The organism is Bacillus carboniphilus, from assembly GCF_039522365.1.
Taxonomy (GTDB): domain Bacteria; phylum Bacillota; class Bacilli; order Bacillales; family JC228; genus Bacillus_BF; species Bacillus_BF carboniphilus.
The window spans coordinates 13,104-32,781 of record NZ_BAAADJ010000018.1 but is presented as its reverse complement, the minus strand read 5'-3'; the positions used below and the strand labels follow the sequence as shown (position 1 = coordinate 32,781).

The 19,678-nt window shown below is 37.2% G+C and carries 24 protein-coding genes; 8 read left to right on the top strand and 16 right to left on the bottom strand.

The features are described 5' to 3' along the window. Positions 1–93 precede the first annotated feature (93 nt). The 3 genes from ABDZ91_RS09060 to ABDZ91_RS09050 form a co-directional block, all read right to left on the bottom strand. Positions 94–1,614: a M3 family metallopeptidase gene (locus ABDZ91_RS09060; protein ID WP_343798265.1), complete on the bottom strand. Its 1,521-nt coding sequence runs from the start codon at positions 1,612–1,614 to the stop codon at positions 94–96. Positions 1,615–1,629: 15 nt separating this feature from the next. Beyond that, a complete protein-coding gene (locus ABDZ91_RS09055) occupies positions 1,630–2,103 on the bottom strand; it encodes an 8-oxo-dGTP diphosphatase (protein ID WP_425541813.1) in 474 nt (157 codons plus the stop codon). A gap of 88 nt (positions 2,104–2,191) precedes the next feature. Next, positions 2,192–2,692 (bottom strand): GNAT family N-acetyltransferase, encoded by a 501-nt coding sequence (locus tag ABDZ91_RS09050; protein ID WP_343798264.1) that lies wholly within the window; start codon positions 2,690–2,692, stop codon positions 2,192–2,194. 306 nt (positions 2,693–2,998) lie between these two features. On the opposite strand from ABDZ91_RS09050, the gene ABDZ91_RS09045 reads away from it, so the two are divergent. Beyond that, positions 2,999–3,496: a hypothetical protein gene (locus ABDZ91_RS09045; protein ID WP_343798262.1), complete on the top strand. Its 498-nt coding sequence runs from the start codon at positions 2,999–3,001 to the stop codon at positions 3,494–3,496. Between the two features lie 40 nt (positions 3,497–3,536). Here ABDZ91_RS09045 and ABDZ91_RS09040 read toward each other — a convergent pair whose 3' ends face one another. The 7 genes from ABDZ91_RS09040 to ABDZ91_RS09010 form a co-directional block, all read right to left on the bottom strand. Next, positions 3,537–4,424, bottom strand: a complete 888-nt coding sequence (locus ABDZ91_RS09040) for an ATP-binding cassette domain-containing protein (RefSeq protein WP_343798261.1) — start codon at positions 4,422–4,424, stop codon at positions 3,537–3,539. 1 nt (position 4,425) lies between these two features. Then, positions 4,426–4,812, bottom strand: a complete 387-nt coding sequence (locus tag ABDZ91_RS09035) for a GntR family transcriptional regulator (RefSeq protein ID WP_343798260.1) — start codon at positions 4,810–4,812, stop codon at positions 4,426–4,428. A gap of 11 nt (positions 4,813–4,823) precedes the next feature. Beyond that, positions 4,824–5,549 carry a hypothetical protein gene (locus ABDZ91_RS09030; protein WP_343798258.1) on the bottom strand — a complete coding sequence of 242 codons (726 nt, stop codon included), beginning with the start codon at positions 5,547–5,549 and terminating at the stop codon, positions 4,824–4,826. Positions 5,550–5,695: 146 nt separating this feature from the next. Beyond that, positions 5,696–6,454, bottom strand: coding sequence for an alpha/beta hydrolase family protein (locus ABDZ91_RS09025; RefSeq protein WP_343798257.1), 759 nt, complete (start codon positions 6,452–6,454; stop codon positions 5,696–5,698). A gap of 33 nt (positions 6,455–6,487) precedes the next feature. Continuing rightward, positions 6,488–7,270 carry a hypothetical protein gene (locus tag ABDZ91_RS09020; RefSeq protein ID WP_343798256.1) on the bottom strand — a complete coding sequence of 261 codons (783 nt, stop codon included), beginning with the start codon at positions 7,268–7,270 and terminating at the stop codon, positions 6,488–6,490. Next, positions 7,267–7,917 carry a Type 1 glutamine amidotransferase-like domain-containing protein gene (locus tag ABDZ91_RS09015; RefSeq protein ID WP_343798255.1) on the bottom strand — a complete coding sequence of 217 codons (651 nt, stop codon included), beginning with the start codon at positions 7,915–7,917 and terminating at the stop codon, positions 7,267–7,269. Before ABDZ91_RS09015 ends, ABDZ91_RS09020 begins: the two co-directional genes overlap by 4 nt. 15 nt (positions 7,918–7,932) lie before the next feature. After that, complete coding sequence (locus tag ABDZ91_RS09010) at positions 7,933–8,457, bottom strand: P-loop nucleotide/nucleoside kinase family protein (RefSeq protein ID WP_343798311.1); 525 nt, start codon at positions 8,455–8,457, stop codon at positions 7,933–7,935. A gap of 155 nt (positions 8,458–8,612) precedes the next feature. Between ABDZ91_RS09010 and ABDZ91_RS09005 the strand changes: the two genes are divergently transcribed. Continuing rightward, a complete protein-coding gene (locus ABDZ91_RS09005; RefSeq protein WP_343798254.1) occupies positions 8,613–9,443 on the top strand; it encodes a GNAT family N-acetyltransferase in 831 nt (276 codons plus the stop codon). 44 nt (positions 9,444–9,487) lie between these two features. Here ABDZ91_RS09005 and ABDZ91_RS09000 read toward each other — a convergent pair whose 3' ends face one another. Beyond that, the gene (locus ABDZ91_RS09000; protein WP_343798252.1) at positions 9,488–10,057 is read right to left on the bottom strand and encodes a DJ-1/PfpI family protein; all 570 of its coding nucleotides are present in this window, start codon (positions 10,055–10,057) and stop codon (positions 9,488–9,490) included. Between the two features lie 171 nt (positions 10,058–10,228). Between ABDZ91_RS09000 and ABDZ91_RS08995 the strand changes: the two genes are divergently transcribed. Beyond that, complete coding sequence (locus ABDZ91_RS08995; protein WP_343798250.1) at positions 10,229–10,720, top strand: VanZ family protein; 492 nt, start codon at positions 10,229–10,231, stop codon at positions 10,718–10,720. A 61-nt stretch (positions 10,721–10,781) separates the two neighbouring features. Here the strand turns inward: ABDZ91_RS08995 and ABDZ91_RS08990 are convergent, their stop codons facing one another. The 3 genes from ABDZ91_RS08990 to ABDZ91_RS08980 form a co-directional block, all read right to left on the bottom strand. Beyond that, on the bottom strand, positions 10,782–11,309 hold the full coding sequence (locus ABDZ91_RS08990; protein WP_343798248.1) for an STM3941 family protein: 528 nt from the start codon (positions 11,307–11,309) through the stop codon (positions 10,782–10,784). Between the two features lie 175 nt (positions 11,310–11,484). After that, positions 11,485–12,090, bottom strand: coding sequence for a signal peptidase I (gene lepB, locus ABDZ91_RS08985; RefSeq protein WP_343798246.1), 606 nt, complete (start codon positions 12,088–12,090; stop codon positions 11,485–11,487). A gap of 200 nt (positions 12,091–12,290) precedes the next feature. After that, entirely contained in the window at positions 12,291–13,046 is a 756-nt protein-coding gene (locus ABDZ91_RS08980; protein WP_343798244.1) for an NRDE family protein, read from the bottom strand. Between the two features lie 213 nt (positions 13,047–13,259). On the opposite strand from ABDZ91_RS08980, the gene ABDZ91_RS08975 reads away from it, so the two are divergent. Beyond that, positions 13,260–13,436 carry an SE1832 family protein gene (locus tag ABDZ91_RS08975; protein ID WP_343798242.1) on the top strand — a complete coding sequence of 59 codons (177 nt, stop codon included), beginning with the start codon at positions 13,260–13,262 and terminating at the stop codon, positions 13,434–13,436. 102 nt (positions 13,437–13,538) lie between these two features. Here ABDZ91_RS08975 and ABDZ91_RS08970 read toward each other — a convergent pair whose 3' ends face one another. Next, the gene (locus ABDZ91_RS08970) at positions 13,539–14,480 is read right to left on the bottom strand and encodes a phosphotransferase enzyme family protein (RefSeq protein ID WP_343798240.1); all 942 of its coding nucleotides are present in this window, start codon (positions 14,478–14,480) and stop codon (positions 13,539–13,541) included. Between the two features lie 274 nt (positions 14,481–14,754). On the opposite strand from ABDZ91_RS08970, the gene ABDZ91_RS08965 reads away from it, so the two are divergent. From ABDZ91_RS08965 to ABDZ91_RS08950, 4 genes are all read left to right on the top strand, one after another. Then, the gene (locus tag ABDZ91_RS08965; protein WP_343798238.1) at positions 14,755–15,741 is read left to right on the top strand and encodes a tripartite tricarboxylate transporter substrate binding protein; all 987 of its coding nucleotides are present in this window, start codon (positions 14,755–14,757) and stop codon (positions 15,739–15,741) included. A 17-nt stretch (positions 15,742–15,758) separates the two neighbouring features. Continuing rightward, positions 15,759–16,226: a tripartite tricarboxylate transporter TctB family protein gene (locus tag ABDZ91_RS08960; RefSeq protein WP_343798235.1), complete on the top strand. Its 468-nt coding sequence runs from the start codon at positions 15,759–15,761 to the stop codon at positions 16,224–16,226. Positions 16,227–16,241: 15 nt separating this feature from the next. Further along, a complete protein-coding gene (locus tag ABDZ91_RS08955; RefSeq protein WP_343798233.1) occupies positions 16,242–17,753 on the top strand; it encodes a tripartite tricarboxylate transporter permease in 1,512 nt (503 codons plus the stop codon). Between the two features lie 170 nt (positions 17,754–17,923). Next, the gene (locus tag ABDZ91_RS08950; protein ID WP_343798232.1) at positions 17,924–18,346 is read left to right on the top strand and encodes a cupin domain-containing protein; all 423 of its coding nucleotides are present in this window, start codon (positions 17,924–17,926) and stop codon (positions 18,344–18,346) included. 108 nt (positions 18,347–18,454) lie between these two features. Here the strand turns inward: ABDZ91_RS08950 and ABDZ91_RS08945 are convergent, their stop codons facing one another. Then, positions 18,455–19,666: an MFS transporter gene (locus ABDZ91_RS08945; protein WP_343798230.1), complete on the bottom strand. Its 1,212-nt coding sequence runs from the start codon at positions 19,664–19,666 to the stop codon at positions 18,455–18,457. Positions 19,667–19,678 lie beyond the last annotated feature (12 nt).

Sequence of the window (19,678 nt, the reverse complement as noted above, 5' to 3'; positions counted from 1 at the left end):
CTACACTTTTTGATATATTTTATGAGAAGCTGTTGGTTGACGAGATGGCAAAAGCCCCATTCCACACAAGTTTGCTGGAATGGGGCTCATTCTTTAGTCAAGCATATACTTTAGAGAAAACTCTTCTCCACTAATCTTCTTAAATAAATCATTATATTTGTATGTTCCTGATGGCTTAATCACTTCATTTATTAAGAATTGGCCAAATTCTTTAGGTTTTTCAACCATAGATGCATCAAATTTACGTTCGAAGACCTTGGATAACATTTCACAAGTGACGTCTCCCATAAAATAGTTGTGAAGGTAAATAGGATGCGTCGTAAAGTGAATAATATAAGCCCATGGTGGATCCATGTCAAAAGGATTTTCATCTAAAAGTTCCTTTTGATTATTCCAGTATAATTGATGTACATCATCCAAGGAGTTTAGCTTGGTGGTATACATTTTATGGTCAAGGAAAATTCGGTTGACAGCCCGTAGTGAGTTTAACTTCTTATATTCTTTTAAGTTAGTAAACTGTCTTTCTACCGTGTTCTTGTCTTCAAAAAACTTTTCATAAAAGACTGGACTGTATAGGAATCCCTGGAATAGGTTAGCGATACCCTCGCTAATAATTCCACTTACTCCTTTATTTAAAATCTTTTCTTCAGGATCTAAAAGAAACGAGTGTACTGCATGCCCGGTTTCATGAAGTAAAACCCCGTATTCAAAATATCTATTTTTTACATTGGCTAAAATTCGTGAGTCTTTTGCGGTTTCAACTGGGAAATTGTATCCCCATTCTGATTTATTAGCTCTTGGGAAGATATCATAGGTGATATTAAATTTTGAGATGTCGATATCAAAGATATTGAATAACTCTTGAATATTTGTATAGTATTCAGACATATCCACTTGTTTATTTAGAGACGGTGCAACCTTTGAATCAATATATGCCTCGTCCCAAGGCATAATCTGGTCATCTTTTAAGTATTCTTGGGCAAACCTAGTGCGAGCCTGATTCATTTTCGGCAAGCTCTCATGAAGCTGTTCTTTCCATCCTTCAAACGTTGAAGGATCCAATTCATTTTTTTCAAGCATGTGCGTCACAAAGTTTTCAGACCCATAAGCTTTTGCATATTCTTTTCTTAATTCAAGTAAATCAAGAAAACCTGCATCGATCATAGCTTTATTAATTTGATTTCTAGCAAAATAAGCTTTCTTTCGCATTTCTCGATCAGGATTGCTGCTAAGTATCTGGCTAAGGTCAACAGATGAAACTGTTTGACCATTAAAAGAATAGCGAAATGTATTGAGGACCTTTGATAGCTCATTCACTTTTCTTTTAATTTCACTATCTAATGTATTTAGCTCTTTAGAAAGGTGATAAGGCTGAAACATATTCTGTACAATTTCCACTCTTCGTGAATCGACTGGAGATAGTTCTAACTCAAGACACGATTGAATAGCCTCATAATTCTTCTTATCTTTTAATTTCTCCACAGCTTTTTCATACGCTTCTTGAACACCAAAATCATATCCCGCTGTATACTGGGTCCAGCTAAGTTTACTAACCTCAACAAACTGCTTATGTATTTCATCATAAATTTCATTTAATTTTTTTAATTGATTCAATTGAAGCCCTCCATCTTATGTATGTTTAATTGAAAAACTTGCTTCCCTATTCTTTTCATGATCCCAAACAACTTGGATTTCAAAGGTCCCTTCCTCAAAAAATAAAGGGAACCTTCGTTTAATCGATTCTTGCATGGGCAGATTCAATGCTTCATCAACTTTTACCCAAACGAGTCTTCCTTCTGGAGGATTTTGAAGAAGCTCCCCCGAAAAATCCTTCGTTAAATAGTTAAACATCATGTATCGAGCTTTGGATATTGGATTTACGTATTCATAAAGTCCTTTATACATTAGGTTCTTAACATCCAGACCTGTTTCTTCTTTCACTTCCCGAATCGCACCCTCAACAATACTTTCAGGAAAGTCAACCTTGCCCCCAGGAGGTATGTATCCTTTGAAATCATCATGTTGTCTATCTATTAGCAATATATAATCACCGTCTTGAATCATGCAGACTGTCCAAATTTTATACTGAATTTCGTTCGACACCGTTTCTATTCAGCCCCTTTTAACCATGGTACCATATTCCCACTTTTCTGATAACTGATAAGTAGTGACAGGCACACTGAAAAATCAGTTACTGCACCGACACTTTTTGAAGGTTGCATGGTTCTCCATCTACTGTTTTTTCTATATAGTCAACCTTTAAATTGAGATTTTTGTAAAGACGTCTCCAAAAATTTACTGCTGGTTGGTTCTTGGTTAGCTGAACAATGTAATATGTACCTTTATACATACTAAATAATTCTTTGACTGCCATCTTTGCTATGTCTTTCCCTCTAAATTTCCTTAATACAAATAATTCATTGATGCCATAATCGAATCCCGCTGGAATAAATGGGCTTTGATTTAATAAAACAAAACCTACTACCTTCTCCTCTAACAGAATGAAAAAAGGTATAAGCTCTTCGCGTTCCCAATATAAGTGGAGGCCATTGTACTCAAAGTTCCCCTGGCTGTTTATATCTAGATCATTTGTATATTCAGAAAGGTCATGCAAGTAAAGGCTAACTAAGCTTTCAAATATCGATTTCTCTGCTATACCCACTTTCACAATACGTACTACTAGATCCTTCATTTCTTTTCCTTTCCTAAAGCCTTATATTTTTTTGTTTCTCTATAGAGTTCTGACAATTTTGTTCAATTCGAGAAATTTCGAGAAGTTTTAGGAGCTTAACCGAGCTAGCAACATAACCCATTTTAACACGGTGTTATTGCTAAAAAAGGAAGAGATTGAAGTTTCCATTTCCCCTTTTCCCCTAATCTTATAGCTTGTATATAAATTTCATATCTGAATTCTAGGTATAACAGAGTGCTCCCCGAAAATTTTGTATGAAAATCGGGGCTGAGTTAAATAATATGTGTATCTTCATAGGGTGGTGCGATGATGTTTCCAAGGTTTGTTTTGTATTCAGGGTTAATTCTTTCCTGGATTAGTTTTCTTTTTATCCCAAATTATGAAAAGAAGAAATTCTTTCCTGCAGCGTTACTTGGATCTGTTTGTTTAACTTTTGTTTATGAAATGGCATACATAAATAAGTGGTGGAAATTAAATAAACTCATTGCAAAATGGCTAAGAATATCAGATTACTCCTTTATTTTGGGGCCATTTTTCGTAGGAACCATTTGGATTTTCCATTTAACCTATAAATTTGGTTCTTGGGTATTTTTCCTTTCCAATCTCATTTTAGATTCCTTCTTTGCTTTCGCTATAATGCCGTTGTTTGAAAGAATCGGTATTGTTAAACTAAAGCGCATCAAGAGGATAGGTATTTTAGGTTTAATGCAATCAGTAGCGGTTGTTATCTTCTTTTTTCAAAAGTGGATTGAAAATATATATCGAGAAAGACCGGATTATCAGAATGATGAACAATATGAATAAACCTTTGCCACAATTATCTCGGTAAGTGGCAAAGGTTTTTTTAGTTAAAAACTGGCGATTTTTTTAGTTGAACCTCCCCGGATAAAATCCAAGGAATAATATCATCTAGTTCAACCTTTGTCTTTTGTATTACTTTTATCCCTGCTTTTTCAAGTGCATTTTCAGTATGCTTCTTATCAATAGAAACTAACTCATGTCCCTGTTTGCCTTGCATAACCGTTCCTGGAACCTTCTCATGCGGTAACGTATCTACCCAATATCGAATAAACATAGAACTTAGCTCGTCTTTTTCAACCATTCCTAAAAACACACCTTTTCGAATAAACAGTAAGTAATCCGCTAATTTTCGAATATCGTCCAATTGATGACTAGCAAAAAGAATTGTTTTACTTGAGTCTTCCTCTAACTGTCTGACCATTTCACTAATGACAAACTTTTGTGCATGGATATCCATATGAGCAGTAGGTTCATCAAATATTGTCAACTCACTATCTTGAGCTAGAGTAAGGGCCACATTTAATTTCTTATGAACTCCTTCTGATAAATTGATGATTGGCTTATTTAAAGGAATATCAAGCTCTCTTACATACTGGCGAAAAGATGTATGTTTAAAGGATGAAGAGAATTTTGATATTAACTTTTCTAAATCTCTCCCAGTAAGCCGATCGCACCCCTTTAAAGTTTGAGATTGATATGCCACTCGACTCCTCCAACGATCATCGCTATGTATTCTTTCCGATCCAAATAGATGAATCTTTCCCTCGTTCTCTTTCGCTAATCCTAAAATAAGCTTAAGTAACGTGCTTTTACCGGACCCATTGTCTCCTATAATTGCACAAGTACTGCCTGTAGGTATTTCTAGATCTATTGGTCCTAATGTAAAGTCACCAATCTGTTTCACAACACCTTTTAGTTCCATAACATTCATATTATTTCCTCCTCTCCTCTATTGCCACCTCAAACATCTTTATTAAGTCGTCTAACTTATAATCATGCTGTAGGCCAATATCAATTGCTTTATTTAGTGCTTCCCTTACCGTCTTCTGTTTAATTTCCTCTTTTAACTCCAAACCAACCTCTGCAACAAATGTCCCTTTCCCCTGAACTGTTTTTATGAAGTGTTCATGTTCAAGATCCTGATATGCTCTTTTGGTTGTGATCACACTACACTGTAAATCCTTTGCTAGTGCACGAATGGAAGGAAGAGACGTTCCTACAGGCAAGTACCCACTTGAGATTAGAGCCTTTATTTGCGTACCAATTTGGTGATAAATTGGCTCTCTGCTCTCCTGTGATATTTGAATGGGTAATAACATAACCTTCCTCCTTATAAATAGTTAACAGTATGCATTATTTTTACAGAGTAAATTTTCCAACCTACAAAGTTCATAATCAATAATACGATTCCTATTAAAAGAGCCATTAGCGGAGCATGTTCACTTAAGTAAAAGAATCCGCCAAGCACTCCAAACTCAGTGTAATGATAGTAAAGAACAGCACTCGTAAACAAGCCTCCGTAAAATACAATACAATAGAATACAATCTTCCACATTCTCATTTCACTTCCAAACTCTGCAGCAGCAATTGAGCTTGAAGTAATTAGGCCAACTATCATCCAGAGAATCGAAAATATTAGATATGTTTGTAGAGAATAACTTTCTCTTACCAATGTTGAAAAGGCATAGAAAAGGGTTAATATTATGAAATTGAGCAATATACTTTGGCACCCAAACAATAAAAAACGGCTTCTTAGTAACACTTTCTCTGAAACAGGAGTTTGCTTTAGGAAATTAAAATAGGGTGAACCCCAAAAATCTCCATACAGTCTATTAAGCGAAAAGTTTTTTGTTCTCCCCATAAAAGGAGCCATCGTAACAGCACCTAAAAAGAATAAATCAATAAACACCTTATCTTCCTGATAATCAGTTAAAGTAGTGGCAAACATCATGGTTAAGACAACCAGTACCAACGTAAGTAAGAGAAAACTCCATTTCGTTTTGTTAAACTCGAATTTTACTAACCACCAGGCATCACGCCAACTTTGATTCATCATTAAAATCCTCCCACCAAGTGTTATTGTGTATATGTGTATATATGTTTATATACACATTGTATTTACTTTTTATTTTTTTATCAACCATTTTTTTCCGAAATAAAAAAACTTGTCGCATACCAGACGACATGTTAGTGATTCCCACTCTATTCTGCTAGAAAGTCTATACTCCTCTTAAAGAGCTCTGCCTTCCAACCAACCGCGGCGTATGTATGGTTGGCTCCCTCAATCACATGAAATTTCACATCATTTTCTTTATAGGCCTCCAAATATTTTTCACCTATTAAAGGAGGTACCACCTGGTCATCCCCACCATGAATGATTATGACCTGATTTTGATAAGAAGTAATGCCTTCATATAAATTGCGCCCCTTTAAGTCCTCTAAAAACCCCCGTCCTAGCTCAAAGCCACCAATATCCACATTTCCATTTGGCAGCTGGCGGAATTGAGAAAAATATAGCTCAGCTTTCTCATTCATGTTTCCCGCTGGTGACCACAGACATAACTTTTTAATTTTATTCGGGGATTTTCCAGCAACAAGAGCCGCTACTGCACCTCCCATACTAAAACCGTTCAACATGATCTGATTTGTATCCACCCAGTCTAGTGTTTCGGTGAATGCTAGAATATGTTCACCTTCACAAACTTCTTTGCTAAAGGTCATGTCTGCGAAATACCCATCACTTTCTCCCGAACCAGAAAAATCAAATCGCACGGCTCCGATTCCATGCTTATTCAATTCACGTGCAAACTGGACAAACATCAAATTACTTTCTAACTTATTCCCTGTGAATCCATGAAATAAAATGACTACAGGGAAGTGGCTTTTTCCTCGTATTTCAGGTTTATGGGCTATCCCTCTTAATGTCAAACCCTCGACTTCTAATGCTAGTGGGTATTCCATCGTTGTTTTCATCCTCATGTTAATATTTTGAAATTACATGTCAGTATCTACTACCTTTTTTAACATAGCACTACTTCTAATATCGGTATATGGGACGTAGTTGAAAGAGTAGTCAGTAAAGATTGCACGCAATGGAAAACTATCGAAGGTTAAATCCACTTCTTCTATCTGGTCCCCTACCTCTTCTAAAAGAAACTCTGTGTTAGCTACCTTGAAGGAAATTTTATAGGGTGATGATAAGTGTTCGATCGTTTGAGGGAATTTGAGGAATTCCTTTGCATCCACAAGAAATAAGTAACCACTTGCCCCTTGGTTTGCTATTAACTCCCCTTCAATTTCAAACTCTCCTTGGAATTGGACAAAGTAATTGGTTTCTCCGGTCACTCCTTCTTCATTTTTCACAGAAGTCACCAGGAAATCTCCAACTTGTTCACCCACTACAATATTCTCAGGGCTAAAAATTTTTAGTTCTTTTAGCTTTTCAACGCCAACTTCATTTCGAATAGCTTCCAAAACGCCCTTAAACTCTACTTCAGATTCATTAAGCAACTCACTATAGATGTCCAATGCCCCCTCTAATGAACCATTTTGTGAGGAGAAAGCTTCTAGTTCTTGTTTCAAAGTATTCTTTTCTTCCTTTTTACGAGTTAGCTGCTCTTCAAGCTCAATAACCTCTAATTGAAGAAGTTCCTTTTCATTTTTAATTTCCTTTGCTTCCCCCTTTAGCTGCTCAATCTGGGACTCTAACTCCTCATTACTACAACCAGCCATAAACAATAGCATGAACAAAATGATCATCATCCCTGTTTTTTTCATAACTCACTCCTATTGAATACGTACAACTTTTCTCCTTCTGACTGTACAAAAGCCTCATTCTCAAAATAAACCCCTACATACTCATCAAATCCATATCCAGTGGATACCCGAGTTCTTTGAATAGCCTCTTTCAAATATTCCTCTTCATTCCATTGAGAGTAATGAACACTAATTACACAATCTTTAATGATTCCTAAACCTTTCAGATAAAGTTGTTCTTTTGATGCATTATCGGTAGGTGAAATAACACAGTTTTCTGGACAAAGAAGAGCACCCGCTGAAAAACCTGCAACAGGGGCACCATGCTTATATAACTGAACAATTTGCTCTCCAAATTTCGTATCGACTATGTACTGTTGATATCGCTGTGTATCTCCACCACCAATGATGACCCCGGAACTCGCCTGTAAATCTGCTAATTGTTGTTCAGTTGGGGTTGATGAAAGAGGAATATAGCGGAAATTTTCCATGCCATTCGCTTGTAAGACACTTGTGTATTTAGGCATGTATGCTTCCCAGCCTTCACGCTCTAAAAATAGAATACTTATATGTCCCTCACGCTGTTGTGCCAAGTTAGAATAGGCCTTTCCAAGCTCTTCGTTAAAAGGCGGACCGGCTCCAAATAGAAATAAATGTCTTTTTCTCATGTGTTCTCTCCTATATTACTGATGGACGTACTGAATAACTTTGTTGAAATATTTCTGAATAGGTTGATCCGTTTTAACAACTAAAAAATTCCCACCTGGTGGTTTTACGCTGCTGTCTACAAATCTCTTAAAATCCAATTCAGAACCGGCAACCTGCTGTATTTGACTCTTCATTCTTTTTCTCGTTTTTAGTCTATGGTTAATCTCTTGGTAGTCATTAAGATAGCACTCCACATATTTATAGTCCGCATAGTGCTTTGTAGCCAAGTCCATGCCTCTCTCAATCATTTCCTTATAAAAGCAAGGACTGTCTAAAATGACACTAAATCCTTGAGACAAATGAAGATCAATTAAAGACCAATCAATCTGGTATGCCATTTTCCCTGCAAGCTTAGGGTCTATGCTCACGTCCAAGGAGTCGAGTAATGCGGATTTTATAATATCATGGTCAATAACGATTGCACCTGTATTTTCAGCTATTAACCTAGCTAGAGTAGATTTCCCCGCTCCAGGAAAGCCAGACATCTGCAGAAAAAACATGACATCACCTTCCATCAAAATTTGTATCCACCATAACTTTAACATAATATTCCAGTCTATGACTGAATTTTGTAAAAACTTTCTGCTTTTGGGACTATGGACCTTCCTATACAATAAGATTATACACACCAATAAAAGACTCAGGAGGAATCCACATGCTCTCACCACAACAGTTAGAAGATATCGAGAGGCTTCAAAAGAAATGTGAGAAGGCGGATCAAATCTCGTTAAAGCTAAACTGGGATATGCTGCAGAATCGAGATTCTCTAGTTAAAAATGATTTTTTTCATTATGACGGCCAAGAGTTAATAGGGTTCTTAGGTTTATATGGATTTGGTCATAAGGTAGAAATTTGTGGGATGGTTGCACCAAAATATCGAAGGAAAGGGATTTTCTCACATCTCTTTGATGCAGCCATTCAAGAGGTCAAAGTTCAAAATATAACACAAATACTTTTAAATACACCTTCTAATTCGAGTTCTGGGAAAGGCTTCTTACAGGGTATTTCTTGTGCCTATTCATTTTCAGAGTACCAAATGAAATGGAATGGGGAGGATTTTGAGCTCAGTGATGAGGGCATAAATATTCGACCAGTTACTTTACTAGATGAAGAGCTAGAAGTACAGTTAGATGTCCAATGTTTTGGATTGGCCGAATCAGAGGCTCGTCAATTTAATCACGTTGTAAAAGAAGATACCACTCAGAAGCAGTACATGATTGAATTTGGTGAAAAAACAGTAGGTAAAATTCGAGTTAGCCAATTAAATCAAGAAGCGTGGATATACGGTTTTGCTGTTCTTCCTGACTTTCAAGGTAAAGGAATTGGAAGATGTGCGTTAAAACAAATTGTTCAGAAAGAATCAAATGCAGGATTCCCGGTTTTTCTCGAGGTAGAAGCAAAAAATGCCCATGCACTGAAATTATATGAGTCTTGTGGATTTGTCTCATTTAACACCCAGGATTATTATAAATTTTCTGGTTTGTAAGTAATTGTAGCTACGCCCATCATTAAGAATGATGGGCGTTCATTTTATCCAATTTCACCCCTACTAAACTTCAAGGCAAACTCAGCATGATCTTCGTCGCGCCAAATGTTTAGCATATGCCCTACTGCCACTGTAAATTGTGGAAAAGCTGTTCCCTTAGCTGTTATCCAGTTGTCTCCTACCTCAATATCTGAACCGGAATATTCTGCGCCTTCGAAAATATCACCAAACTGGTTGTAAGTCCCAGGTGTACAGGTGAATTTTTTTCCATCTAATAATCCCGCTTTTCCTAGAAGAACCGCAGATGCACAAATAGCCGCAATCGGCACCCCTTTTTCATTTGCTTCTCGTAGCATTATTTGTACAGATTCTTTATCCATTACTTCATGAACTCCATCCCCACCCGAAATCAGAACAAGGTCATAGTCACTTACTTTGACTTCATCTATAGCTGCTTGTGGAGTTACAACCAAACCTCCAATACTTTTAACCGGTTTACCATCGACCGTCACCGTTGTAATCTCTGCCTTGCCTGCCTTTCTCAAGAAAAATAGAGGATGCCCAATTTCAAAGTCTGCGTACTGAGGATAAGCAAAGAATAGAATTTTTCTCATGGATACCATCCTTTAAGGGTTAGAAAACCCTCTATTAAAATTGGAAAATATTTATAATCTCACTTTATCATAGTCAATCTGGTATTCAATAATAAATTCGATAGAGTGGCCTCTTTATGATAGAATAATCAAAGATATCCAATTACTGGGTAAAATAGCGGAGGTTTGAATATGAGGGTATTACTTAAACTGGGAATAAGGTTTTCCTTTGTTATCTACTTATTAGTTCTTACAAATCTCATATTGTTTAAATACATACATCCTACTCAAATTTTTGAGCATATGCATTTTTTCCTTCAGAATGAATATTGGATGAACAGTATCAACTTGGTTCCCTTTAAAACCGTTTTTCAATATTTATTCATTTCTGATTTAAATTCTAATATCCGGGTTGATAATTTGGTAGGAAATGTGATTGGGTTTGCTCCTTTTGGATTTTTTCTACCCCTATTGTTTACAAAGTTTTCTAGATTTAGAAATGTTATTTTAGCAACGTTCATGCTAAGTTTGACGTATGAAGTAACTCAGCTTGTATTTAGTCTTGGAAGCTTCGATGTAGATGACTTAATTTTAAATACAATAGGTGGTATAGGTGGATTTTCTGTGTTCCTATTGCTGCAGAGATTATTTCTAAACAAAAACAAAATGAATTTATCGGCCTAGTTTTTCATTTTAGTATTATCTAACAAAAGATGCACGGGGAGAGCCGCGTGCATCTTTTTATTTATTCCGCCTGAAATAACTTTATATGCGGGGTGCGCTTTTCTAATTCTTCTAGTAATCTTTGCTTCTCTTTTAAATTCCCAAATACGATGTTGTACTGAGGATAGCCCATTTTAACATTGATTCGAGACAGACGCTTCATCTTTTCGGGCATTAACTTGCTATACCCTTCTTCATTATCCAAACTTAAACCAATAAATTTATTTCTCTGGATTTCGTAAAAGATATAGTCATTGATATCTTCCCAACGTATTTGCACAGGACTGTTTGGCAGTACAAAAATGGTCAAATATTGTTTATTTAGTATTAAATATGGGTTTTTGCTAAATAACTTTTTACCGATCATCGCCAAACATAAACCAAAAAATGCAGCTCCTAACAATAGTAAAACACCTACTAAATAGTCTTGTTCTGCAAATGTCAAAAAGCTAAAATACAAAAGTAAACCAATAAACACAATAGACATTAGGGCAAGAAACACTAACTTCCCTTTAGATTCATAAAAATGGACTTCGTTTACATCATTCACGGTACCATCCTCCTAGATGTTCATGGGCTAATTTTCACTTTTCCCATTGTATCACTCTCTTCCAAATTTTTACTGATAAAAATTGCTTATTTCTAGGCATTTAAATAATGATAAAAAGGTCTTATAAACTCAAAAAGAAAAACCTCCCTTTTTACAGGAGGTTTAATGTTCTTTATTAAAATACGTTCATTCGATTAAATGGATAGAACCTCAAAACAACTTTCCCTAACACATTTTCAATAGGTACAGGGCCAATCACCCTACTGTCAGAACTATGGTTTCTGTTATCACCTAGAACAAATATAGTATCTTCCGGAACGGTAACCGCCTCGAAGTCAGAATTCATTTTTTCTTTAATATAACTTTCTTCTACCGGTTGGCCATTTCGGTATAACTGCCCGTCTTTTACTTCAATTTCATCACCTGGCATTCCAACTACCCTTTTCACCCAATTAACCTCTTCAACATGGTCAGCATCCATTACCATTGCGATTAAAGGACTTTCGAAAATATCGTCCTTCAATGTTCGCGTACGGTTCACTCGACTATCAATAATGACGATGTCACCAATTTCCGGACTACTTCCCAATAAATATGGTGTTTTAAAGACTAATAACCGGTCTCCGACATCATCCTGTGTCATGGGGTTACTTCCATCCAAAGTGGGATCCATTGAAATTCCATTTACCGTGAATGGCTGGACAATAAATATACTAATAATTAAAGCCATTATAATTGCAAAAAGTAGGGCCTTTACCCAACTAATAACTTCACTTATCAATGTGTGCTTCACCTTTTCTTTGGTTAAATTGTTACTCACCATTTCATTTTATCATATCTATCTTTATTGAACGGCTTGTTTCCGACCCAAGCTTTATAAATGATTCTCTTTTCCTATATGAGTTTATGGGATAATAGTTTTCATACCCCGATAAGGAAAAATTTAAACAAACGTTTGTTTAAACCCTTGTACTTTAAGGATTACAAAGTAATCTTATACTCCTGTTCTTCCATTTCTCCTTCATTTATCGTTCTCTCTTTATACAAGACTTGATCTTCCGAATACAATACAATGGTAGAACTTCGAGTCCCGTAGCCCTTGGTTTTAATGAACATCGGGGAGAGAATCCGCTCCCATTCTAATGAAACACCTGTTTTAGGCAGTTCCTTATCTGAAGCTGGATCCGCGTTTTGAAGTAACGTTAGCAAATGGTCTGATAAATTAGAGGGATTTTCCTCTGCAAGCGTTGCAAGCCCTTCTTTTCCTCTTTTAACCTTTGGCCAATCTGTATTTAGAAGATGATTACTTACACCGTATATACCGGGTGGTAGTTTTTTGATTTCACCTTCTATATTTGAGTAATAGTATAGGTTCTCTTTGTCTGCTACTAACAGGTTATAACCTGGGTAGGATGTTCTTTTGGCAGCGATTCGTTTCATGTACTCAGCTGGGTTATCCGTTCCTTTTAAAAAGTCAGCGACTAATTCCCCTCTTGAACGCTTCCCGTCCGTTTTCTCTTTGGGGTCCCGATAGTTGGTAATGGCTGCAAAACGGCCAGTGTTCGTAATTCCCATCCATGTCCCCATCTTTTCTAAGTCTCTCCCTGCAAGGATGTGGGGATGGTCTTCCCAAAAATGGACCGGTGCAGTTGGTCTCTGATAAAACTCGTCTCGGTTTGAAGCTACAATAAGCTTATATGTCGGGTGCATTCGATAAGCAAAAAGAATTAAGCACATACCGGTCACCACTTTCATTTTAGTTTCGACAGTTCATTTCCATTATTATACACTTTTAGAGAAACAAGACCTAATGAAGTTTTTTAAACAAACGTTTGTTTAAATGACTCCGGACCCTTGTGGTTCTTATATTTGAGGAAAGGCTCCAGAATTTCTCTATATAATCTGGAATGTTATAATGGCCGTACACTATGAAGAAATGAGGATACATGCATGAGTAAAAAAGAGATCGAATATCAAATTCAAGAATTAAAAGCTGAATATATCCGCCTTCAAAATGACCTAGAAAAGCTCGAATCTGTCGGCGGAAATGTAGGTCCACTAGAAAGACAAATTACTGAAATTGAGGAAGAACTAAAAAGCTTAAACCAAAAATTGCGTGAAGTATAAGAGTCGTGCCCGTATAGGCAAGACTCTTTTTTATGGGAATCGATATCGATTGTGCCTGTCCCTCCCCAAAATTTGTCGAACAAAAGTTAAACAAACGTTTGTTTAAAGTTGAATAAAGCAGCTTTCTGACAGGATATTGAACTCCAATTCTCTTAATTTTTCTGATTGCCACTCTTGCATATAATTTGGGTCCCATTCTTTTTTAAACAGATTATACAAGAAGATGTCTCTTATTTTTAAGAAAATGGGGATTTGCTGAATCAACGTATCCGTGAACTGGTTTTCTTTTTCATATCCTTCTAGAAAGCTTGATAGAAACTGATTAGGAAAGTTAGTAAGTAGATCCCCATTGAAGGCTGCCTGCTGCCAACAAGCATGATAAAGTGAAACAGCCACATCATAAGCAAACCAATTGTAAGCACAGTCATCGAAATCAAAAAGGACTGGTTTTCCTGATATTACATGAAAATTCCCCTGGTGGAGATCATTATGAATAAGTCCATAAGCTTCTTTTGTCGGAGCGTATGAGTTTAGGTTACAAAGTAGCTTTTGATATTTTTCTAGAAAGGAACCATCTAAGTTTGGTTTTAATTCTAAAATCTCGATATTATTATTGGTCCACCTAGGACGGCACAGTCGTTGCGGGCCAGACTGACTCAAAGCGTGAAGTCTGCCTACTACCCTCCCCCATTCCTGATAGAAATTGGAATTCCACTGTTCCGGATTCATTACATCTACTGGATTACCCTTTACTTCTTCAAAAAAGACTGCGTAATAACATTGATTTTCTAATGTAATTTCCTCAACATGGTTAAACCCCTCTATTTGAGTAGGTGCACCTAGTAAGATCCCATTATTTCTTAAGTATTGAAGCCATGTTAATTCAGCCTCAATCATAGAAAGTGTCCTTCTTTGTCGAGGTGAAACCCTAAGGATTTTGCCTTCGATTTTGAACACTTGATTTTGAAACCCTTCTGACATTCTTGTAAGCTTTTCTCTTTCAAAATTGTAATGTGCTGCAATTGTATCGATTATTTGAGACACAGGAACTTCTCCTTTATTTTTCTGTTAAATATTCTACCTTTTCCCTTACATAAAAGATATCCTCAACATTCATAAGGATACCTATTGATGTGGATATTTCGACATATTTCGAGGCGTGCAAGGCACCTGTCGGAGAAATTGGAATTGGACATTTGTCTAAATATTTTATATACTCTCAATAATACCAAAAGGGAGTCAAAAAGGTATTTTTAGATACTAAACGTAGGACTAAAAGCATGATTCTCTACAAAAGTAAAAACAAGGGGGAGTTAAAGTGACATTTTTGAAGAAAAAAATAACACTAATTTTCGCATTATTGTTGATGATTGGTACTGTATTAGCTGGTTGTGGTTCTAACTCGGCAAATGGTGGAACTAGTTATCCTGAAAAAAATATTAAGCTGCTTGTACCATGGAATGCTGGTGGAGACACGGATGTTATCAACCGTGTTGCAGCTAAGTACTTAGAAAAGGAACTGGGAGTAAAAATAATTGTTCAGAACATTGGTGGAGGTTCTGGTTCCATTGGAGCAAAAGAGGCAATGGGAGCAGCTGCTGATGGATACACAATCCTGGCTGGACATGATTCTATCGGAATTTCAAAGTTGATGGGACAAACTGATTTTGACTACTCCGCTTTTGAGCCAGTTGCCTTACTAACATCTGCACCGCAATTGATTGCAACACATGTGGATAATCCTTGGAACAGCATGCAAGATGTTGTGGATCAACTGAAGAGTGAACCAGAATCTATTAGTTTCGGTGCATCCATTGGTTCCACTTCTCACATAGTTCCATTAGGAATCATGGATAGAGCTGAAGTGAAATTCAATATTGTAGGTTATGACGGTACAGCAAAACGTACAACAGCTTTACTCGGACAACACCTTGACTTTGGGGCTACAACCATTCCTGCTGCGAAGGAATATATGAAAGCCAACCAATTAAAAATTCTTGGTATCGCAACAGAAGAGCGTACACCGGCATTACCAGATGTACCAACTTTAATAGAACAAGGTATTGATTTTACCAACGCAACAAACCGCGGATACTTTGCTCCAGAAGGAACACCTGAAGATGTTGTAAAAGCCTTCAGTGATGCGGTTGCTAAAGTTGCAGAAAACCCAGATTTCATTAAAGAAATGGAGGATATGGGAGTAGAAGTTCGATACATGGATTACAAAGAATATTCACAGTACCTTAAAGATGATGTGGAATTCCTAGAAGGTATGCTTAAGCGCCAAGGCGTGATTGAAGAATAAGTTTGAGGAGGTTAGGTATGGTTAAGGATCGAATTGCAGGGATTGTTCTACTTCTATTTTGTGGATTCTTTTATTACCAATCGACTCTCGTTGACGTGAAGGATCTGACTAAGATATCGGCAGTCTTTTTCCCAAGACTTATTTTAGGGCTCATTGCCCTCCTAGCTGTTGTACTGCTGATTCAATCTTTTTTAAAGAAAGAAGTTCAGGCTAAAAAAGAGACGGAAGCAAACAAAGGGAAAAAGGGCATTGTCTGGATTATCTTTGCCCTTTTTGGTCTTTATGTGATAAGTCTGGAGCTACTTGGATTTATTGTAGCCTCATTCCTTTTTATCACAGTTACCTACTTCTTAATTTTACCGGAGAAAAAGCCAATCAAAACGCATGTCTTTGCACTTTCAGGACTACTTGTCGTCACAATTGCACTTTCTCTTGTATTCGAAAAACTATTGTATGTATTTTTACCGCAAGGAATTTTCTTTTAAAGGGAGGGAGCACAAATGGATAACTTACTTCTCAGTCTACAAGCCATACTGCAATGGGATACACTACTTCTAATGGTTATCGGGGTCATTGCCGGTATCGTCTTTGGATGTATCCCAGGATTTACGATTACAATGGCTGTTGCCTTAACCCTACCTTTTAGCTTCGGGCTTGAGCCTCTCCAAGGAATTTCGTTAATGATGGGGGTTTGGTTAGGTGGAGCTTCAGGAGGATTGATTTCAGCCTGTTTACTTGGAATTCCTGGTACCCCTTCTGCTATGGCAACCACCTTTGATGGATATCCAATGGTAAAAAAGGGGCAACCTGGTAGGGCACTAGCCATCGGATTATGGTCTTCGTTTATTGGGTCTATAATTGGAGGAGTGATTCTAGTACTAGCGGCTCCCCTCCTATCTACTTGGGCTATCAAATTTGGAGCTTGGGAGTTTTTCAGCTTAATGGTATTCGGACTGAGTGCCATTGCTAGTTTAGGTGAAGGAAATTTAGTAAAAGGTTTAATTGCAGGTCTACTCGGAATGTTTGTGGGTACTATAGGGCTAGATCCTATTTTAGGGGTTGAACGCTTTACCTTTGGTACAGTTGAGCTATTAGGTGGGTTTGCTTTCCTACCTGTCCTCATTGGGATTTTCGCCTTTTCACAATTGCTGTCTGAAGCGAAAAAAGGTAAACAAGATAAGGTTAATTTTGACCAGGATGTTAGTCTATCCTATCCGATCGGAAAAACGTTAAAAGAAATGTTCTCATCTTGGATTAACGTCATCCGCTCTTCTGTAGTCGGAACCTTTGTTGGAGCTTTGCCGGGGGCTGGGTCAAGTATTGCTAATATTTTGAGCTACGATGTGGCTAAAAAAATGTCTAAGAACCCTAAAAAGTTTGGTACCGGAACAAAAGATGGGATTATTGCAGCAGAAACAGCCAATAACTCTTCTGAAGGCGGAGCACTTATTCCAACATTAGCACTGGGAATTCCAGGTAGTGCCGTAACGGTTATGATGATGGGTGCCCTGTTGGTTCACGGTATTCAACCAGGTCCATACTTCTTTGTTTCAGAACCCGTTTTGGCATACGGTATTTTCTTAGCCTTCTTTATCTCAGCGATTTTTATGTTACTCATTCAATCATTCGGAATTAAATTCTTTTTGAAAATCAATGATGTACCTTTACATTTCTTAATACCTGTAGTGATTATTTTATGTGCATTAGGTAGCTTTGCAATCAACAACCGAATCTTCGACATCTGGGTACTTCTAATTTTTGGTGTAATTGGCTATTTGATGAAACAAGGAAGCTTTTCACTAGCAGCCTTCGTCCTTGGTGTCATTCTTGGACCTCTTGCTGAAGAGAATTTAAGAATTGCGATTACAACGGATTCCAATTTAATGTTATTTATCACTCGCCCTATTTCAGGAGTCCTTCTATTGCTTACGGTGCTTTCTATTATCTATGCCATTGTGGCTGATATAAGGCATACAAAGCGAATGGCATCTGATAAAAATGTTTCCATTTAATCAGTGGCTTTTTAGTGTGTTTATGAATACCAATCCTATGCTCGTCATTTTCTACAGGCTGGGATTGGTTTTTCTTATGTGAAAATTAGGTATCTAGACTCATAAATTAGACAATCACCGCATAACAACTTAATAGAAACATAAATTACTCTGTTTTAGGAGTTGAAAAAATGATTGATATTAATAATTTGAAGCTACTAGAAGCTTGGCAAGAATGTGATTCAGCAAAGAGGTGGCGAGTTTCCATGCCACTGACAAAGGAATTTCCCTTTTGGTCTGGTTTTGAAGCAAAAGAATTATCTGTCGTCTATTTTGAATTAGATCCTGGAAACATGCTTGCTGAACATACGGATAGCGCAGAAGAAATTGTGCTGATTCTAAATGGATCAGCTAAGGCTACAATTGGTAACAGTACATCGGCTTTATCAGAAGGCTCGATGACTATCATTCCAGAAATGGCTCCACACTCCATACAAAATACGGGTTCTAACACATTGAAATGTATTGGGATCTTCTCAAAACCTATAGTCACTAGTACCTTCACCGACATAGTACAGCCGATGGGTATTAAATCACTCGGGCCGGGGACTTAATCAGCTTTAGATTATATCTTATACGAATTAAACAAAAAGAGTCGACTCCTCAATACAATCGAAAAGTCGACTCTTAACTATTTAACGTAGCATTAAACAAACGTTTGTTTAACTATTATTTGACAAATTCTGAGTGGTCGCAGGCACTTGGTGGTTAGATCCATGAAGGAAGTAGTATAAAAGAATTCCTGCTAGGATGAAGAAGGATCCGTAGAAGTATAAGGAACTAAAGCCGATTTGGCCTCCAATAACCCCCACTATGAATGACCCAAATCCAATACCTACATCAAAAATCGATAAGAAAGTAGCAGTAGCAACCCCTCTTTTAGCTGGCGGTGCCTCTTGGATTGCAATCGTTTGAAAGCTTGGGAATACAGTCCCCCATCCTAACCCAATAAATCCAGCTGCTAGTAAGAATAGCAAGGCTGTATGTGCCCCACTCAGAATAAACATACCTACAGCAAAAATAACCAAGGCCGGATAGATTATGACATTCGCACCGAATCGGTCATACCATTTTCCAGTAAATGGCCTTGAGAGCAACAATACAGCCGCATACACAACAAAAAAGAAACTAGACACTTCGGCTAGTCCATTATCATTTGCATATACAGATACGAATGAAAGGATAGAAGAATAGGTGATTGCAAAGAAAGCCCCAACTAGGGAGATCTTGACTGCACTGGCTTCAAACATATCCCCAAAACGAAAGCTCATTTTTTCTCTTTTAGGAGCTAATGAAGCATCTTCTTTCGCTTTAGGTAGTTGGACCAATACTCCAATACCAAGAGCAATAAAAGCACAAAGTGTAGTTAAGGTAAATGTTACTTCAATTCCCCAGTTTTGCATCGCTGTTAAACCTAAGAATGGCCCCATGACCATTGCTAAATTCATAAAAAGAGCGTAATATCCCATTCCTTCTCCTCGTCGTGAGTCAGGTATGATATTTGCAACAATTGTACCGGTTGCTGTTGTTACCATCCCAAATCCGATTCCATGGAAAAAACGAAGAACTAGTAAACTGCCAATGGTGGATGGGAAAAAATATAAAGCTGCTCCTAAAAAGAAAAGCGTTAACGATATGATAAAGATTACCTTCGTACCATACCGTGATATCCAATTCCCGGTTAATGGCCTTGAAATAATCGCAGAGATTAAGAATACCGTTACGATTAACCCTGCTTCTGTCCCTCCTCCCTGCAAATCTTCAATCGTATAAATGGGAAGTGTTACTAACAAATAATAAAAAGTTAGAAACACAAAGAAATTACTAACTGACACGAAGATAAAATCCTTCGTCCATAAAGCAGGTTTGCTCATTTATGTTCCCCC

Bases quoted from the DNA above. Each gene is read 5' to 3' on its own strand.
- ABDZ91_RS09050 (WP_343798264.1), bottom strand. From the start codon at position 2,692: ATGAAGGATCTAGTAGTACGTATTGTGAAAGTGGGTATAGCAGAGAAA.
- ABDZ91_RS09045 (WP_343798262.1), top strand. From the start codon at position 2,999: ATGATGTTTCCAAGGTTTGTTTTGTATTCAGGGTTAATTCTTTCCTGG.
- ABDZ91_RS09040 (WP_343798261.1), bottom strand. From the start codon at position 4,424: ATGAATGTTATGGAACTAAAAGGTGTTGTGAAACAGATTGGTGACTTT.
- ABDZ91_RS09035 (WP_343798260.1), bottom strand. From the start codon at position 4,812: ATGTTATTACCCATTCAAATATCACAGGAGAGCAGAGAGCCAATTTAT.
- ABDZ91_RS09030 (WP_343798258.1), bottom strand. From the start codon at position 5,549: ATGATGAATCAAAGTTGGCGTGATGCCTGGTGGTTAGTAAAATTCGAG.
- ABDZ91_RS09025 (WP_343798257.1), bottom strand. From the start codon at position 6,454: ATGGAATACCCACTAGCATTAGAAGTCGAGGGTTTGACATTAAGAGGG.
- ABDZ91_RS09020 (WP_343798256.1), bottom strand. From the start codon at position 7,270: ATGAAAAAAACAGGGATGATGATCATTTTGTTCATGCTATTGTTTATG.
- ABDZ91_RS09015 (WP_343798255.1), bottom strand. From the start codon at position 7,917: ATGAGAAAAAGACATTTATTTCTATTTGGAGCCGGTCCGCCTTTTAAC.
- ABDZ91_RS09010 (WP_343798311.1), bottom strand. From the start codon at position 8,457: ATGTTTTTTCTGCAGATGTCTGGCTTTCCTGGAGCGGGGAAATCTACT.
- ABDZ91_RS09005 (WP_343798254.1), top strand. From the start codon at position 8,613: ATGCTCTCACCACAACAGTTAGAAGATATCGAGAGGCTTCAAAAGAAA.
- ABDZ91_RS09000 (WP_343798252.1), bottom strand. From the start codon at position 10,057: ATGAGAAAAATTCTATTCTTTGCTTATCCTCAGTACGCAGACTTTGAA.
- ABDZ91_RS08995 (WP_343798250.1), top strand. From the start codon at position 10,229: ATGAGGGTATTACTTAAACTGGGAATAAGGTTTTCCTTTGTTATCTAC.
- ABDZ91_RS08980 (WP_343798244.1), bottom strand. From the start codon at position 13,046: ATGTGCTTAATTCTTTTTGCTTATCGAATGCACCCGACATATAAGCTT.
- ABDZ91_RS08975 (WP_343798242.1), top strand. From the start codon at position 13,260: ATGAGTAAAAAAGAGATCGAATATCAAATTCAAGAATTAAAAGCTGAA.
- ABDZ91_RS08960 (WP_343798235.1), top strand. From the start codon at position 15,759: ATGGTTAAGGATCGAATTGCAGGGATTGTTCTACTTCTATTTTGTGGA.
- ABDZ91_RS08955 (WP_343798233.1), top strand. From the start codon at position 16,242: ATGGATAACTTACTTCTCAGTCTACAAGCCATACTGCAATGGGATACA.
- ABDZ91_RS08950 (WP_343798232.1), top strand. From the start codon at position 17,924: ATGATTGATATTAATAATTTGAAGCTACTAGAAGCTTGGCAAGAATGT.
- ABDZ91_RS08945 (WP_343798230.1), bottom strand. From the start codon at position 19,666: ATGAGCAAACCTGCTTTATGGACGAAGGATTTTATCTTCGTGTCAGTT.